Annotated in this window: 13 protein-coding genes; all 13 read left to right on the forward strand. The window is 46.2% G+C overall.

Annotated elements, in window-relative coordinates:
* Nucleotides 1-39 precede the first annotated feature (39 nt).
* Nucleotides 40-1,305, forward strand: a complete 1,266-nt coding sequence (locus tag M3636_RS02710) for an adenosylhomocysteinase (RefSeq protein ID WP_145409919.1) — start codon at nt 40-42, stop codon at nt 1,303-1,305.
* A gap of 273 nt (nt 1,306-1,578) precedes the next feature.
* Nucleotides 1,579-2,016, forward strand: coding sequence for a division/cell wall cluster transcriptional repressor MraZ (gene mraZ / locus M3636_RS02715; protein WP_145045895.1), 438 nt, complete (start codon nt 1,579-1,581; stop codon nt 2,014-2,016).
* Nucleotides 2,017-2,034: 18 nt separating this feature from the next.
* Entirely contained in the window at nt 2,035-2,985 is a 951-nt protein-coding gene (gene rsmH, locus M3636_RS02720; RefSeq protein ID WP_128102859.1) for a 16S rRNA (cytosine(1402)-N(4))-methyltransferase RsmH, read from the forward strand.
* A 27-nt stretch (nt 2,986-3,012) separates the two neighbouring features.
* On the forward strand, nt 3,013-3,420 hold the full coding sequence (locus M3636_RS02725) for a hypothetical protein (RefSeq protein WP_128102858.1): 408 nt from the start codon (nt 3,013-3,015) through the stop codon (nt 3,418-3,420).
* A 16-nt stretch (nt 3,421-3,436) separates the two neighbouring features.
* Nucleotides 3,437-5,767: a penicillin-binding transpeptidase domain-containing protein gene (locus M3636_RS02730; protein WP_251381225.1), complete on the forward strand. Its 2,331-nt coding sequence runs from the start codon at nt 3,437-3,439 to the stop codon at nt 5,765-5,767.
* A gap of 107 nt (nt 5,768-5,874) precedes the next feature.
* Complete coding sequence (locus tag M3636_RS02735) at nt 5,875-7,839, forward strand: stage V sporulation protein D (protein ID WP_251381226.1); 1,965 nt, start codon at nt 5,875-5,877, stop codon at nt 7,837-7,839.
* Between the two features lie 124 nt (nt 7,840-7,963).
* Nucleotides 7,964-9,451 (forward strand): UDP-N-acetylmuramoyl-L-alanyl-D-glutamate--2,6-diaminopimelate ligase, encoded by a 1,488-nt coding sequence (locus M3636_RS02740; RefSeq protein WP_251381227.1) that lies wholly within the window; start codon nt 7,964-7,966, stop codon nt 9,449-9,451.
* Nucleotides 9,451-10,854, forward strand: a complete 1,404-nt coding sequence (locus M3636_RS02745; RefSeq protein ID WP_353056282.1) for a UDP-N-acetylmuramoyl-tripeptide--D-alanyl-D-alanine ligase — start codon at nt 9,451-9,453, stop codon at nt 10,852-10,854. Before M3636_RS02740 ends, M3636_RS02745 begins: the two co-directional genes overlap by 1 nt.
* Nucleotides 10,855-10,876: 22 nt before the next feature.
* Nucleotides 10,877-11,845, forward strand: coding sequence for a phospho-N-acetylmuramoyl-pentapeptide-transferase (gene mraY, locus M3636_RS02750; protein WP_056696140.1), 969 nt, complete (start codon nt 10,877-10,879; stop codon nt 11,843-11,845).
* Between the two features lie 3 nt (nt 11,846-11,848).
* Entirely contained in the window at nt 11,849-13,270 is a 1,422-nt protein-coding gene (gene murD, locus M3636_RS02755) for a UDP-N-acetylmuramoyl-L-alanine--D-glutamate ligase (RefSeq protein WP_128102855.1), read from the forward strand.
* A gap of 48 nt (nt 13,271-13,318) precedes the next feature.
* Nucleotides 13,319-14,416, forward strand: a complete 1,098-nt coding sequence (spoVE, locus tag M3636_RS02760) for a stage V sporulation protein E (RefSeq protein WP_251381229.1) — start codon at nt 13,319-13,321, stop codon at nt 14,414-14,416.
* Nucleotides 14,417-14,421: 5 nt separating this feature from the next.
* The gene (gene murG, locus M3636_RS02765; protein WP_145409925.1) at nt 14,422-15,531 is read left to right on the forward strand and encodes an undecaprenyldiphospho-muramoylpentapeptide beta-N-acetylglucosaminyltransferase; all 1,110 of its coding nucleotides are present in this window, start codon (nt 14,422-14,424) and stop codon (nt 15,529-15,531) included.
* Nucleotides 15,532-15,678: 147 nt separating this feature from the next.
* The gene (murB, locus tag M3636_RS02770) at nt 15,679-16,584 is read left to right on the forward strand and encodes a UDP-N-acetylmuramate dehydrogenase (protein ID WP_251381230.1); all 906 of its coding nucleotides are present in this window, start codon (nt 15,679-15,681) and stop codon (nt 16,582-16,584) included.
* The last annotated feature ends 1 nt before the right edge of the window (nt 16,585 follow it).

A 16,585-nucleotide genomic window follows, 5' to 3' on the forward strand; every position in this document is an offset into this window, starting at 1 on the left:
CTTTATAATAGAAGGAATATAAACTAAGGAGGATCTGTAATGACAACACCCGCTTTGCAAAATAGTATTGTGAAAGACATGGGGCTTGCTCCAGAAGGACATTTGAAAATTGATTGGGTCGAGGCGCATATGCCTGTGCTCAACCGGATTCGTCGTCAATTTGAGCAGGATCTTCCATTTAAAGGACTCAAAGTTGCGATCTGCTTGCACCTTGAAGCCAAAACGGCTTATCTTGCTAAAGTCATTCAGGCTGGTGGGGCAGAAGTGACGATTACCCACAGTAACCCGTTGTCCACGCAGGATGATGTGTGTGCCGCTCTTGTTGAAGACGGTGTAACGGTATATGCAAAATACAATCCAGAGCCTGCGGAGTTCAAACAACTTCAACTTCGCGCTCTTGAAGTGAAGCCTGATCTCATCATTGATGATGGTGGAGACTTTGCTACAATTATCGCATCAGAACGCCCTGACTTAGCTGCAACGATTCGTGGTGGTGCAGAGGAAACGACAACGGGTATTATCCGTCTGAAAGCATTGGCGAAAGAAGGCCAATTGCAATTCCCGATGGTTGCAGTTAATGACGCTTATTGCAAATACTTGTTCGATAACCGCTATGGTACAGGGCAGTCTGCATTTGATGGTATTATACGTACAACCAACCTCGTCGTAGCAGGGAAAAATGTCGTTGTTGCTGGTTACGGCTGGTGTGGAAAAGGTGTAGCTATGCGTGCTAAAGGGCTCGGAGCGAATGTCATCGTAACCGAGATTGACCCGATCAAAGCAGTAGAAGCACATATGGATGGGTTCCGCGTGATGACGATGGTAGAAGCAGCTAAGATTGGTGATTTCTTCATCGCAGTTACAGGAAACAAAGACGTGATCACGGGTGAGCATTATGATGTCATGAAAGATGGTGCGATCCTGAGCAATGCAGGTCACTTTGATGTCGAAGTGAATAAGCCTGAACTTGCTAAACGTTCCGAGTCCATTCGCACGGTTCGTCGTAACATTGAAGAATATCGCTTCAAAGATGGACGTAAGATGTACTTGTTGGCAGAAGGTCGTCTTGTAAACTTGGGAGCAGCTGACGGCCACCCTGCTGAGATCATGGATACGACGTTTGCACTTCAAGCGCTCGGTTTGCGTTATGTGAGTGAAAACTATGCAAGTCTTGGCAAAAATGTAGTCAATGTACCTTATGAAATCGATCAACAGGTAGCTAGTTATAAGCTTGAAAGCCTGAATATTACGATTGATACTCTCTCCACAGAACAAGAAAAATACCTGGATAGCTGGAAATTCTAATCGAATCCCAATAATTACAAGCTGAATAACTGATTCAAACGGTCTACAATAGTGTATTGATGATATGGCTCATAATCGGGTAAAGGTTTAGTTGCCCGTAGAAGGAAACGTCTTTGATCCTGAGTTGCAGGGTCAGAGGCGTTTTTTTTGGTGGCTGAAATGAAAAAAGTTAAGCAAGTAAGAAGGGTTTTGATTTTTTAGTGCGAATCTATTATGCTTAGGTGGTGGAAAGTGGGGCAAAGTGGGAGAAACGGGTGAGGAGTGAGTGGGCCAATGTTTATGGGGGAGTTCCAACATAGCATTGATGATAAAGGGCGGGTTATTATTCCTGCCAAATTCCGCGAATCTCTAGGACCGTCTTTCGTTGTCACACGGGGGTTGGATCAATGTCTTTTCGTGTACCCTATGGAGGAGTGGGGGGTCATGGAACAGAAACTCAAAGCCCTACCTTTAATGAAGTCAGATGCACGTGCATTTACTCGATTTTTTTTCTCTGGTGCGACTGAATGTGATTTGGACAAACAGGGTAGGGTAAATTTGCCGGGCAATCTAAGGGAATATGCCAAACTAGACAAGGATTGTGTTGTTCTTGGTGTATCGAATCGGGTAGAGATCTGGAGCAAAGACATCTGGGAGAATTATTTTAATCAATCAGAAGAAGTATTCAACGACATTGCCGAAAAGCTGGTCGATTTTAATTTTGATTTATAAAGTCAGGAGGGGTGCAGGTTGTTTCACCACATAACCGTACTCAAAGAAGAGGCAACAGAGGGATTAAACATCAAGCAGGACGGTATATACGTGGACTGCACTTTAGGCGGTGGCGGACATAGTTCCGTAATTGCTTCCAAGCTTGGTCCAGGGGGACGTCTGATCGCACTGGATCAGGATGATTGGGCTTTGGATAATGCACGTGAGAAGTTAGCTGCCTATGGAGACCGTGTAACATTGGTCAAAACCAACTTCCGTGATTTGGAACAAGTTCTGAAAGAACTGGACATTCCACAGAAGGATGGTGTGCCACAAGTTGATGGTATTTTATACGATTTAGGCGTATCCTCACCGCAATTTGATGAAGGAGAACGTGGGTTTAGTTATAATCACGATGCTCCGCTTGATATGCGAATGGATCAGGATGCATTTTTGACTGCCAAAGAAATCGTAAACGAGTGGCCAGAGGATGAGATTGCTCAGATTCTTTATCGCTATGGTGAAGAGAAGTTCTCAAGAAGAATTGCACGTGTCATTGTAGATAAGCGAAGTCAGTCGCCTATTGAAACTACAGGTGAGCTTGTCGAATTAATTAAGGAAGGGATCCCTGCGGCGGCTCGTCGTACTGGTGGACACCCTGCGAAGAGAAGTTTTCAGGCTCTACGAATTGCAGTTAATGATGAGTTAGGGGCATTTGAGGAAGGCTTGCATCAGGCCGTTCGATGCCTGGCACCAGGTGGACGTGTATCTGTCATAACGTTTCACTCGCTTGAAGATCGGATATGCAAACAGATTTTTAGCAGTTATCTGGAGAAGTGTACATGCCCTCCCGATTTCCCTTTATGCGTGTGTGGCGGTAAGGGAACGTTGCGTTTAGTCAACAGGAAGCCGATGATTCCGACGGAATCAGAACTAGCTGAAAATTCCCGTGCTCGCTCAGCCAAACTGCGCGTAGCAGAGAAATTGTAAACTTGAGAGTGAAGGAGGAGCCTATGCATGGCATATACACGTGGTAATCTGGCTGTAAAAGAAAAAGCGTCACAACAGCGTGTGACCCAGCAACGGTACAAGGAAACTACGAAAGTAGTGACCCGTCGTACCGGACTTCCAGCACGTGAAAAATTTCTATACTTAATCACTTTGGTCGCAGTAATCGTGGTAGGTGGCGTAATGATGTCCCGTTATGCTCAGATCTATGATCTGAACAAACAGGCACAATCAACGTTATCCGAGGTAAGAGAAGCTGAGAAGACGATTGCTGATTTGCAAGTGGAACGTGAGAAATTAAACAATCTGGTCATCGAACATGCACGTGAACTTGGTTACGTTGAAGCGACAGATAAAAACGTGATTTATGTACCACGTTCAACAAAGACAGGGTCTTCTTCGGATACAGCAAAGTAAGTAAAGAGGTGTACCGATGGTAAAAAGAATAAAACTGCGCACGATACTTATAGGGGGCTGTATTACCCTCTTTTTTCTTGTACTGGTGATTCGAATCTTCTTCATTCAGATCGTAAATAATGATTTTTGGACAAAAGAAGCCTCCGGATTGATCGAACGGGATCAGACGATTAAGGCCAGTCGAGGTTCAATTACAGATCGAAACGGAAATATACTGGCAACGGATGCTCCTGCATACACCGTATCTGTAAACCCCCTGCTAATTAATGAGCTAGGTATTGAGGATGAAGTTACAAGTAGACTCTCTTCTATACTAGGTAAAAATGAAAGTGAAATGCGTGCGATCGTCACAGCGAAGAAACCAGATAATGGCGGATTCTATGCCCAACGTGAAGTGCGCAGTGAGGGGTACAAGATTGGACCTGACCTCCAAGCGAAAGTGAATGAGTTTCGGGAAGAGTTGCAGGAAAAGTATAAGGCACGAAATGCTATTGTAATGACACAGGAATCGAAGCGCTATTATCCAGAGGAGACACTTGCTTCGCATCTGCTAGGTTATATGAATCGGGATGGAAAAGCGGTCAACGGGCTCGAAGTGTCTTATGATGATGTATTGACAGGCACGGACGGGCATTTAAATTACCAAAAGGATGCCAAAGGCATTAAACTGCCAGGCTCTCAGGATACGTATCTGCCACCACAGAATGGTAAAACGTTAAAACTGACAATTGATGATACAATTCAATATTATATTGAAGATGCCATGCAAGAAGCTGTGGCTAAGTACAATCCGCTGAGTATGACTGTTATTGCAGCAGATCCAAATACAATGGAAATCCTAGGTATGGCGAACTGGCCAACCTTTAACCCGAATACGTATGGAGAAACACCGGATCAGAAAAACTTCATTAACCATGCGACGCAGTCAATCTATGAACCAGGTTCCACGTTTAAGATTGTCACTCTAGCAGGCGCAGTTGAAGAGAAATTATTCGATCCGAATGCTACATTTGAATCGAAACGAGTGTATATTGGCGGTTATCCGATCAGTGACAATGGTCATGCATATGGCTGGATTTCGTATTTGGAGGGTGTAAAACGTTCAAGTAACATTGCGTTTGTTAATCTCGGTTATAACATGCTGGGTGGTGATCGGTTACGTCACTATATTGACCAGTTTGGCTTCGGTAAGAAGACAGGCATTGATCTTCCAAGTGAGTCGGCTTCACCAATCAAACCACTGGTGTATAAGTCAGAGATTGCAACGGCTGCTTATGGTCATGGTCTCGTACAAGTTACACCGATTCAACAGGTGGCAGCTATTTCAGCGATTGCCAACGGTGGGAAGCTACTGACACCTCATCTGGTTAAAGAGATCATTAATCCGAATGATGGAACGACAGAGGTTATTAAGCCGAAGGAAGTACGTCAGGTTATTTCGAAAGAGTCTTCCAAACTTGTGAGTGGATATTTGGAGCAGGTTGTGGCAGACCAAACGATTGGTACAGGACGTAACGCCTATATTGAAGGATATCGAGTAGCGGGTAAAACAGGTACAGCGAGAAAATGGGACGGTAAGGAATACAGTAAATCCAAAGACGTCGTTTCCTTTATTGGATTCGCACCTGTGAACAATCCCAAAATCGCGATGTTGGTTCTTATCGACCAACCAAGCGGTGCTAATATTGGAGGCGGAACTGCCGCCGCTCCGGTATTTAAGAAAATCGTTAGCCAAACCCTTCAATATTGGGGAATTCCAAAAGAAACGGTATCAACCGCTAATAGCAAAGCGAAGGCTGATCCTGTCATTCAAATCAAGGCTCCTGATCTAATTGGCAAAACAGCGAAGCAAGCGAGAAGTCAATTACTGAATGCTGGTATTGCATATGAGACATTAGGTCAAGGCGAAAATGTGATTCGTCAGTATCCAGCTGCCGGAGATTTAATGAATCCTGGACAGCGAATCTACCTACTAACGGAAGAAAGCAGCAAGATGAAGATTCCGGATCTGAAGGGCTCATCTCTCCGGGATGCACTTGAAGTACTCTCTTTGATCAAAGTAGGCGTAACCGTTAAAGGAGAAGGCTTTGTTGTGAAACAGACTGAACAGGTATCAGGTGAGCAGCGTACGGTTCAGTTGGTACTTCAAACAGCTAAGGCGGCTGTCACGGGTATTGCAGATGATGCTCCAGACTCTTCGGACGCAGCGGTTGACAAGGATGCCGAAGATTCAAAATCAGATGCTGCCGGGCAGGGAGAAGAAGCGAATCAGGCCAATCAAAATGCTGCATCTTCAAGTGAGAACGAATCATCTGAAGGTAATCAGACGGACAGTTCACTTCCATAATACGCAACGGCATTATAAAATACAGCTTGTTCTAACCCCTGGTTGTCCCGAATATTCATGAATGTAAGGAAGCTCATGATTTTGGGACGAGTGGGGGGATCTTTTTCGTGAAGGGATCAAGTGTAAATTTACGGCGCAGGCTGTTATGGAGTTTAGTTGTTTTAATCTTATTGTTCTCGGCTCTCGTGATACGACTGGCTTATGTGCAACTGGGAAAGGGGCCGGAACTGTCGGCTAAGGCGGAGGAATCATGGCGTCGGAACATTCCGTATTCGGCAAAACGGGGAGAGATTCTGGACCGGAATGGAACCTCGCTTGCTTATAATGTGACGAGTCCAACCATCATGGCTATTCCTGCCCAGGTGAAGGAAGCAGAGGTCACCGCAAAAGCACTCGCTCCACTGCTTGGCATGACGGAAGAGAAAGTGCTGGCAACCATCAAGAAAAGAGAACTCATTGTCAGACTACAGCCCGGCGGCCGCAAAATTACGATGGATAAAGCTCAACGCATCCGTGATTTGAAGCTTCCGGGTATCGTTGTTGCAGAGGACAATAAACGCTTCTATCCTTATGGTGATTTGGCTGCTCATATTCTTGGGTTTACTGGGATCGACAATCAGGGTTTAACCGGGGTAGAGAAAAAGTATGATGATAAGCTTAATGGCTTGAACGGCAGCGTGTCCTACTTGTCCGATGCGGCCGGAAGGCTAATGCCGGGCTCATCTGAGAAGTATGTGGAACCGAGGGACGGGCTGAATCTGGAACTGACGATCGACAAGTCCATTCAGTCTATCATGGAGCGCGAGTTAGATCAGGCGATGGTCAAGTTTCAAGCAAACTCTGCGCTTGCCATTGCCATGAATCCCAAAACGGGTGAAATATTGGGAATGGCAAGTAGACCAGGATATGAGCCTGCTGACTATCAACAATATCCTGCGGAGATTTATAACCGCAATCTGCCAATCTGGATGACATATGAGCCAGGTTCAACGTTTAAGATTATCACTTTAGCAGCAGCACTGGAAGAAAAGAAAGTGAATCTGCAGCAGGATCAGTTTTTTGATCCTGGCTATGTAGAGGTTGGCGGTGCAAGGCTACGTTGTTGGAAGAAGGGCGGGCATGGGAGCCAGACATTCTTACAGGTTGTCGAGAACTCTTGCAACCCTGGATTTGTAGCTTTGGGTCAAAAGCTAGGGAAGGAATCGCTCTTCTCGTATATTAAAAACTTTGGATTCGGCACCAAAACGGGCATCGATCTTAGTGGTGAAGCGAGTGGTATTCTATTCAAGCTCTCACGAGTAGGGCCTGTAGAACTGGCAACCACTGCATTTGGTCAAGGTGTATCTGTGACCCCGATCCAGCAAGTTGCAGCAGTCTCTGCTGCAATTAATGGCGGTAAGCTCTACAAGCCTTATGTTACCAAAGCGTGGGTTCATCCTGAGACAGGTGAAGTGATGGAAGAAGCTAAGCCAGAGCTTGTAAGGCAAGTCATTTCGGAGGATACGTCCAAACAAGTGCGTGAAGCGTTAGAGAGTGTTGTGGCAAAAGGAACCGGTCGACCAGCCTTTATTGATGGCTATCGTGTAGGTGGTAAAACAGGAACAGCGCAAAAGGTTATTAATGGGCGCTATTCTTCCAGTGAACATATTGTATCCTTCATCGGCTTTGCCCCAGCAGATGATCCTCAGATTGTCGTGTATACCGCTGTGGATAATCCTAAGGGAATTCAATTCGGTGGTGTGGTAGCAGCGCCGATTGTACAAAATATTTTAGAGGATGCACTTCACTATATGAAAGTTCCTGTGCGTAAGGATCAAGTTGCCAAAGAATATAAATATGGTGAAACTAAAATCGTAACCGTACCTGATTTAACAGGCGCGACGGTTGAGGACTTGTACGAGGATCTGAATATGAACTTCATGCTCGCGAAGTCCGGCAGCGGGAAATATGTAATTAATCAAGCACCTAAGCCTGGAGCACGTGTTGATCAAGGTTCAACCATACGTATCTATATGGGCGATGTCCTGAACGATGCTCATAATCATTCAGCAGAAGAAGGTCAGGAACCTTGAGTCTTATTCAAGGCCTGACCGCAACAAAATTCATCTAGATGCGTTTCATTAATTGGTTATATTGACGATAGTATAATAAAGACATATACAGAAGTAGTAAACTTTGAGAAGTGAGGTTATTCATGTGCTCTTAAAACAACTTGCATCAAAACTTATAACTGCTCGTCTGAATGGTGAACCAAATACAGAGTGCACAAACTTGCAGACAGATTCTCGTCAGGTACAACCGGGAGATCTGTTTATCTGTCTTCCGGGACATACCGTGGATGGACATGACTATGCGGAGAAGGCTGTACAGTCAGGAGCCGCAGCTCTGGTTGTGGAACGACTGCTCGATCTACCCGTGCCACAGCTTCTTGTGAGAGATAGCCGCGTAGCCATGGCTGTACTTGCTGATTTCTTTTTTGACTCGCCAAGTCACAAGATGAATATGATTGGAGTAACAGGAACGAATGGTAAAACAACGACCACGTACTTGATCGAAAAAATCATGAGTGACTATGGACAAAATACAGGGCTGATCGGTACGATCCAAATGCGTTATGCCGGTCGTACGTACCCGATGTCAGGTACGACACCTGAAGCACTTGATTTGCAGCGGAGTTTGCATGATATGGTACAATCGGGTACGCAGTGCTGCGTTATGGAGGTTTCTTCTCATGCTCTTGAACAGGGTCGTGTAAAAGGAACGGAATTTCGCACAGCGGTGTTTACCAATTTGACACAGGATCATCTAGATTACCATCATTCCATGGAAGAATATCGTGCAGCAAAAGGGTTGTTCTTTGCCCGCCTAGGCAATGGATATGCCGCAGAAGCTTCCAAACGGAAATTTGCGGTCATTAACGCGGATGATCCGGCAGCAGATTATTTCATTTCCGTTACGGCGGCTGAAGTGATTACATATGGTATGGGTGAAAATGCAGACGTACGTGCATCCCAAATTTCAATTACTTCTCAGGGTACAGCTTTCCATGTGGATACATTTGCAGGCAGTACGGATATTTCTCTACGTATGGTTGGTAAATTCAATGTGTATAATGCCATGGCTGCAATTGCTGCAGCACTTATTGAGGGCATTCCTCTTGAAGAAATCAAACGTAGCCTGGAGACCGTGCCAGGGGTAGATGGACGTGTAGAAGCAGTTGATGCGGGACAACCGTTTGCAGTCATTGTTGACTATGCCCATACACCGGATGGATTAGAGAATGTACTTAAAACAGTCAAAGAATTTGCTGAAGGACGTGTAATCTGCGTATTTGGCTGTGGTGGCGACCGCGATCGCACCAAGCGTCCGTTGATGGGCAAAATTGCAGCTTCATATAGTGACGTCGTTTTTGTCACTTCAGATAATCCACGGACAGAGGATCCTGACCTGATTCTTAAGGACATTGAGCAAGGGCTGATTGAAGAATCCGTTCCAGCGGATCGCTATGTTATGATTGTTGATCGACGCCAGGCTATTCATGAGGCTATTGAAATGGCAAGCCCAGCCGATGTAGTATTGATTGCGGGCAAGGGTCATGAAACCTATCAGATTATCGGAACAACCAAAACCGATTTTGATGATCGAATCATAGCCAAAGAAGCGATAAGGGGCAAATCCAATTGATAAAACGAACATTGGCACAATTGGCGGAGATGTGCGGAGGAACGTTGTGTGACACTGCCGCATATGGTGAGACGCTTGTAGAAGGCGTATTTACAGACTCACGTAAGCGAGCGGTCGGCAGCTTGTTTATTCCGCTTGTAGGTGAGAGGTTTGACGGGCACGAATTTGTGCAAACCTGTTTAGAGACAGGAGCTGCAGCTGCGTTGTGGCAAAAGGATCATGGTGCTGCTCCTGACGGAGCAATCATCCTTGTTGATGATACACTGCTCGCACTACAGGCACTTGCATCGGCTTATCTGAACGAGAGTCGTGCATCTGTCGTAGGTATTACAGGCAGTAATGGTAAAACCACAACAAAAGACATTGTGGATGCAGTTCTGTCTACGACGTACAAAGTACACAAAACGCAAGGTAACTTTAATAATCATATCGGTTTGCCATTGACCGTTCTGTCCATGAACGAAGACACCGAAATTATTATTTTGGAGATGGGCATGAGTGGACGGGGAGAGATTGAAGTTCTATCCAAGATCGCCCAGCCTGATGTGGCAATCATTACGAATATTGGAGAATCTCATCTACTTCAGTTGGGGTCTCGTTTGGAGATTGCTAGAGCCAAAGCTGAAATTGCGGCAGGCATGAAGCCTAGCGGTGTGTTGATCTACAACGGAGACGAGCCGTTAATCGATCAAGTGCTGGCTGAACCATCAACGATACAGCCAAATGACATGCAGCGAGTAACGTTTGGACTTCAAACCGATAATGACGATTACCCGACAGGGATCATGAACGCTCCGAGTGGCGTTGTTTTTACGAGTAAGCAATCGGGAGAAGCAGCCTATGCACTTCCGCTGTTAGGTACGCATAATGTGGTGAATTGTCTGGCAGCCCTTGCTGTTGCGCGTCATTTCGGTGTGAAATCTGAGCAGGTTGCTGACGGGTTGTCCCGATTAAAGCTCACAGGTATGCGTATTGAGGTACTCCAGTCCTCCAGTGGACTCACGATACTTAATGATGCGTATAATGCTAGTCCAACTTCAATGAAAGCAGCGGTGGATGTTCTTGAAAGTTTACGAGGATATCGTTTCAAAGTCGCTGTACTAGGAGATATGCTTGAACTAGGGCCCCAAGAGGAAGAGCTTCACTATGGCATTGGGTCATATGTGACTCCAGATAAGATGGATATGGTACTGACATATGGCTCTCTTGCTGCAAGTATCGCTGAAGGGGCTAGGCAGCATATGCCTGCAGAAGCCGTTCTTGCCTTTGAGGATAAAGAGGAACTGACCCGTTACCTTATGGAGAAGCTCCAGCCAAGAGATGTTGTCTTGTTCAAGGCTTCCCGGGGAATGAAGCTTGAGGACGTGGTCGAAGCACTAAAAATAGCACCATTACAGAAATGAAGTAGACTAGAGGGGTGAACCCATGGATTTCCAGGTATTACTGTTAACAATCGGCGTTTCATTTATTCTGGCGGTGATTGCCGCACCGCTCCTGATTCCATTGCTGCGACGTATGAAATTCGGGCAGCAGGTACGGGAGGATGGCCCACAGAGCCATCTCAAAAAAAGCGGAACACCGACAATGGGCGGAGTCGTGATTTTGCTCGCGTTCACATTGGCATTTTTGAAATTTTCAGCAGTTAAGAATACAGACTTCTATGTCCTGCTTGTAGCTACACTGGGCTTTGGTCTGATTGGATTCTTAGATGATTACATCAAGATCGTATTTAAACGTTCACTTGGACTGACAGCTAGACAAAAAATGCTCGGTCAGTTGTTCTTCAGTGCAGTGATGTGTTACTTGTTAATTCAAAATGGACACAGCACGGCAATCTCCATCCCAGGTACATCGGTTTCCTTCGATTGGACCGGATGGTTCTATTATCCGTTTGTGGTCTTCATGATGCTTGCGATCACCAATGCGGTTAACTTTACCGATGGACTAGACGGATTGTTATCCGGGATTAGCGCTATAGCCTTCGGAGCATTTGCGATTGTTGCGATGCAAGCAACTTCGATGCCTGCTGCGGTGTGTGCGGCTGCCATGATTGGTGCTGTACTTGGTTTTCTAGTATACAACGCACATCCTGCCAAAGTATTTATGGGAGATACCGGTTCTCTTGGGATCGGTGGTGCAATTGGTGCAGTAGCTATAGTAACCAAGACAGAACTGCTTTTCGTCATTATCGGCGGTGTGTTCGTGATTGAGATTCTATCTGTAGTTATTCAGGTGATATCTTTCAAAACACGAGGCAAACGTGTGTTCAAAATGAGTCCTATTCATCACCACTTTGAATTAAGTGGATGGTCTGAATGGAGAGTTGTTATTACCTTTTGGGCGGTAGGCGCAATTCTGGCCGCTCTTGGACTTTATCTCAACAAGGGGTTGTAGATCATGAACCATCCTGAATCGTATCGCGGACAACAAATCGTTGTGCTGGGACTTGCCAAGAGTGGTGTGCAAGTAGCCAAAGTACTGCATCACGTTGGAGCAATTGTCACAGTAAATGATAAAAAAGAAAGAGAACAGTGTCCCGAAGCATCCGAATTGGAGGCTTTGGGAATTTCTGTTGTATGCGGAGGACATCCGGATGATCTGATCCACAGTGATGTAAAGCTAGTGGTTAAGAATCCTGGAATTCCTTATCAAGCACCACCCGTTCAGCAAGCATTGAATTTAGGCATCGAGGTAGTGACTGAAGTGGAAGTTGCCTATCACCTGTGTGCTGCTCCGATGATTGGAATTACGGGTTCCAATGGCAAAACTACCACGACGACGTGGGTAGGCAAAATGCTTCAGCATGCTGGCTTACAGCCTATCGTTGCTGGTAATATCGGAACCCCGCTTTCGGAGGCAGCACAACAGGCTACGGCCGATAATTGGATGGTTGTGGAACTTAGTAGCTTCCAGCTCAAAGGCACTAGTGATTTCCGTCCACGTATTGCTAGTTTGCTCAACGTAGCTGAGACTCACTTGGACTACCATGGGGATATGGATGATTATGTAGCTTCCAAAGCCAAGTTGTTCTCCAATCAGCAATCAGATGATATCGCCATTTTGAATTGGGATGATCCTGTATGTCGTGGACTAATACCTTACATCAAGAGCAAACTGCTTCCGTTCTCCATGACCGAGAAGTTAGAAACAGGCGTATATGCTGATCCTTCTTATGTGGATGGAGAAGAAGATGATGTGAAGCGTCAGGTGATCTATGCGGATGAGCAAGGTCATCGTCATGTGATTGTTGATGTGGAGAATATCGGCATTCCCGGAAGATTCAATGTAGAGAACGCGCTGGCAGCGGTAGCTATAGCGGTATCCGCTGGAGCTGATCCTGCTGTGCTTGCAACTCCTCTAATCGAGTTCAAGGGAGTTGAGCATCGACTTGAATATGTGTTGCAACACAATGGAGCTACATACTTCAATAACTCCAAAGCAACCAATTCCAAAGCTACGGTTATGGCGCTGAATTCTTTCAAAGAGCCCGTTGTACTTATAGCAGGCGGACTCGATCGGGGTTCAGATATGATGGAGCTCTTACCACTGTTCCAGGAACGAGTTAAGGCTGTTGTTGCACTTGGTGAAAATCGTGCGAAAATCGCTCATGTAGCTGAATTGGCTGGGTTAAAGCAAATTAAGGTCGTCGATAATGAAGAGGACGCTGCCAAGACGTTAACCGCTGCGGTGCAGGAAGCATCTCGGCTTGCGGCTCCAGGTGATGTAGTTCTTTTGTCACCAGCATGCGCAAGTTGGGACATGTTTGCATCCTATGAAGAGCGGGGACGCATTTTTAAAGAGGCGGCGCATAACTTGTAAGTAGGGGGGTGGAAAAGCCCCTACTTCCATGCAAGGGGTGGCCTCCTGATGAAACAGTCGCGACCGGCGCCAGATCTCTGGCTCCTGATATGTATTATGGCATTGCTTGCCATCGGCATTATTATGGTATACAGTGCAGGTTCGGTTCTTGCTTTTCACGACTATGGGGATTCATTTTACTTTGCCAAAAGACAACTTCTGTTCGCAGGACTTGGACTTGCCGCGATGTTTGTAACGGCCAATGTGGATTACCGTGTTTGGCGGAAGTATGCAAAGCCGATTTTAATCGCCTGTTTTATTATGCTGATTGCTGTACTGATTCCGGGCATTGGTGTTGTTCGCGGCGGAGCGCGAAGCTGGCTTGGGATTGGTTCCTTTGGTATCCAGCCTTCAGAATTCATGAAGCTAGGCATGATATTGTTTTTGGCACACTGGCTTAGTAAAGACCCTGGGAAAATCAAAACCTTCACCACCGGTTTATTACCGCCACTTGGATTGATGGGTTTGGCTTTTGGCATTATTATGCTGCAGCCCGATTTGGGGACAGGCACAGTTATGATGGGTGCATCCATGCTGATTGTGTTTACGGCAGGTGCACGAATGAAGCATTTATTGTTCCTGGCTCTAGGCGGTGTGGCTGGATTCGCGGCGTTAATTGCGGCAGCGCCTTACCGTTTGAAACGGATTACAGCCTTTCTAGATCCATGGTCTGACCCACTGGGTGCAGGATATCAGATTATTCAATCGTTATATGCAATTGGGCCAGGAGGACTCGCGGGTCTTGGACTCGGCATGAGCCGTCAGAAGTACAGTTATGTGCCAGAGCCACAGACGGACTTTATTTTTTCTATTTTGGCCGAGGAGTTAGGCTTTATCGGTGGATTAATTGTTTTGCTTTTATTTCTAGTGTTGGTCTGGAGAGGGATGCGTGTAGCAATGACAGTTCCTGATGCTTTTGGCAGTTTGCTCGGCGTAGGGATCGTAGGTATGGTTGCTGTTCAGGTGATCATTAACATCGGTGTTGTTATTGGGCTTATGCCTGTTACTGGGATTACACTGCCGTTAATCAGTTACGGTGGATCGTCTCTAACACTCATGCTCACTGCTCTAGGCATTTTATTAAACTTATCCCGTTATGCGAGGTGAAAACGATGCGAGTCGTTCTAAGCGGCGGCGGTACGGGTGGACATATCTATCCGGCTGTTGCCATAGCAAGACAATTGGAGGCGGAGAATCCCGACTCGACATTTTTATATATTGGAGGAACCAGAGGTCTGGAAAGCAAACTGGTGCCTCAAGAAAATATTCCGTTTCAATCCATCGACATCACTGGCTTTCGTAGGAAGCTGTCGATTGACAACTTGAAGACCGTTATGCGTTTTATTCAAGGTGTAAGCAAATCCAAAAAAATGCTCAAGGAATTTAAACCTGATGTCGTGATTGGTACGGGCGGATATGTATGTGGTCCTGTCGTTTACGCTGCGGCCAAGCTAGGTATTCCAAGTATTATTCACGAACAGAATGCCATCCCAGGTCTGACCAACAAGTTCCTCACACGTTATGTGGATACCGTAGCTGTTAGCTTTGAAGGTGCAGAAAAAGCATTCTCCGGGGCTAAACGAGTCATCTATACAGGTAATCCACGGGCAACTACGGTTGCTAAGGCGAGCCGTGATCGAGGTTTTGCTACACTGGGTGTTCCGATGGACAGCCGTGTTGTTCTTGTTGTAGGGGGCAGCCGCGGAGCCAAAGCAATCAACAAAGCAATGGTAGATATGGCTCCTAGGTTAGCTGAGCTGGATGATGTTCATGTGGTATACGTGACCGGCGATACCTATTTCGATGAAACAAGAGAAGCAATCCGAAGTTCACTTGGCACGATGCCTAATCATCTGCACGTATTGCCTTATGTGCACAATATGCCTGAAGTGCTTGCTTGTACTTCTCTGATTGTAAATCGTGCTGGGGCGTCATTCCTTGCGGAGATTACGTCACTTGGCATTCCATCTATTCTCATACCTTCGCCGAATGTAACGAATAATCATCAGGAAGCGAATGCGCGTACCCTTGAAGGTGGAGGAGCATCCATTACGATGTTGGAAAAAGATCTGACGGGCCAAAAGCTCTATGAAACCATTGCCGGCATCATGAATGATGAAGGGACTCGCAGGGAGATGGCTGCAGCATCCAAGCAGCTTGGCAAACCTGACTCAGCAGAGGTGCTTGTGAATGAAATTCGGCGACTCGCTGTGCGCCGCTAAAGTGTGTTCTGGGCGACTGTCACATCCCTGGCGGGACTGACATAAGATACCGTATAAATCGTGACAATCGTTCCATAGCGTCGTAGCACAGCCTGTTGAGACAGCAGCAGGCTTGCTCACCGGTTCGAAGTAAAGGAGGTTTTCAACATGCAGCAGTGGATATCGTTACTATCCCAGAATAATGTCGGCAAAGTTCTTGAAAACGAGCCGCTCGCAAAATATACAACATGGAAAATCGGTGGTCCTGCGGATGTGCTAGTCATACCGGAAAACAAAGAGCAAATGGTCAATCTAATTCAGTTGTTACAGAAGCATGAGATCCCGTGGATGCAACTCGGACGTGGATCCAACATGTTAGTATCTGACAAAGGAATACGTGGTGTTGTTGTGAAACCGGGAGAAGGCTTTGATTTTGCGGAATTTCACGAAGATGGCGTAACGGCCGGAGCTGCATTTTCTTTTGTTAAACTGAGTGTGATGGCTGCTAAAAAAGAATTTACCGGTTTGGAATTTGGTAGCGGCATTCCTGGAACTGTTGGTGGAGCTGTGTATATGAATGCGGGAGCCCATGGATCGGATGTGTCACGGATATTTCAATCCGCTGAGATTGTGCTGGGAACAGGGGAATTGGTACGTTACAGCAAGGAGGACATGAAATTTGCCTACCGCCACTCTGTACTGCATGACAAGAGAGGCATTGTACTTGAGGCTACGTTTGCTCTTCAGCAAGGCGAGCGCAAGGTCATTTCGGAAGCGATGGCGGCCTATAAGGATCGCAGGCGTCGCACACAGCCACTGCAGATGGCTTGTGCAGGTAGTGTTTTCCGAAACCCACCTGGTGATTATGCAGCCCGACTGATTGAAGCAGCAGGGCTAAAGGGTAAGACACAGGGAGGCGCACAGGTATCCACCATGCATGCCAATTTCATTGTTAATACCGGCCAAGCAACAGCAGAGGACGTTATCACCCTTATGCAGCAGATTCAGAACACTATATCATCTCAAAACGGTATTGACCTGGTACCGGAAGTCTTCGTAGTGGGTGAGCGGTAAA

The sequence above is a fragment of the Paenibacillus sp. MER 99-2 genome, from assembly GCF_023714095.1.
GTDB lineage: Bacteria > Bacillota > Bacilli > Paenibacillales > Paenibacillaceae > Paenibacillus.

Coding starts and splice junctions, on each gene's coding strand:
- M3636_RS02710 (WP_145409919.1), top strand. CDS start 40: ATGACAACACCCGCTTTGCAAAATAGTATTGTGAAAGACATGGGGCTT.
- mraZ (WP_145045895.1), top strand. CDS start 1,579: ATGTTTATGGGGGAGTTCCAACATAGCATTGATGATAAAGGGCGGGTT.
- M3636_RS02725 (WP_128102858.1), top strand. CDS start 3,013: ATGGCATATACACGTGGTAATCTGGCTGTAAAAGAAAAAGCGTCACAA.
- M3636_RS02730 (WP_251381225.1), top strand. CDS start 3,437: ATGGTAAAAAGAATAAAACTGCGCACGATACTTATAGGGGGCTGTATT.
- mraY (WP_056696140.1), top strand. CDS start 10,877: ATGGATTTCCAGGTATTACTGTTAACAATCGGCGTTTCATTTATTCTG.
- murD (WP_128102855.1), top strand. CDS start 11,849: ATGAACCATCCTGAATCGTATCGCGGACAACAAATCGTTGTGCTGGGA.
- spoVE (WP_251381229.1), top strand. CDS start 13,319: ATGAAACAGTCGCGACCGGCGCCAGATCTCTGGCTCCTGATATGTATT.
- murG (WP_145409925.1), top strand. CDS start 14,422: ATGCGAGTCGTTCTAAGCGGCGGCGGTACGGGTGGACATATCTATCCG.
- murB (WP_251381230.1), top strand. CDS start 15,679: ATGCAGCAGTGGATATCGTTACTATCCCAGAATAATGTCGGCAAAGTT.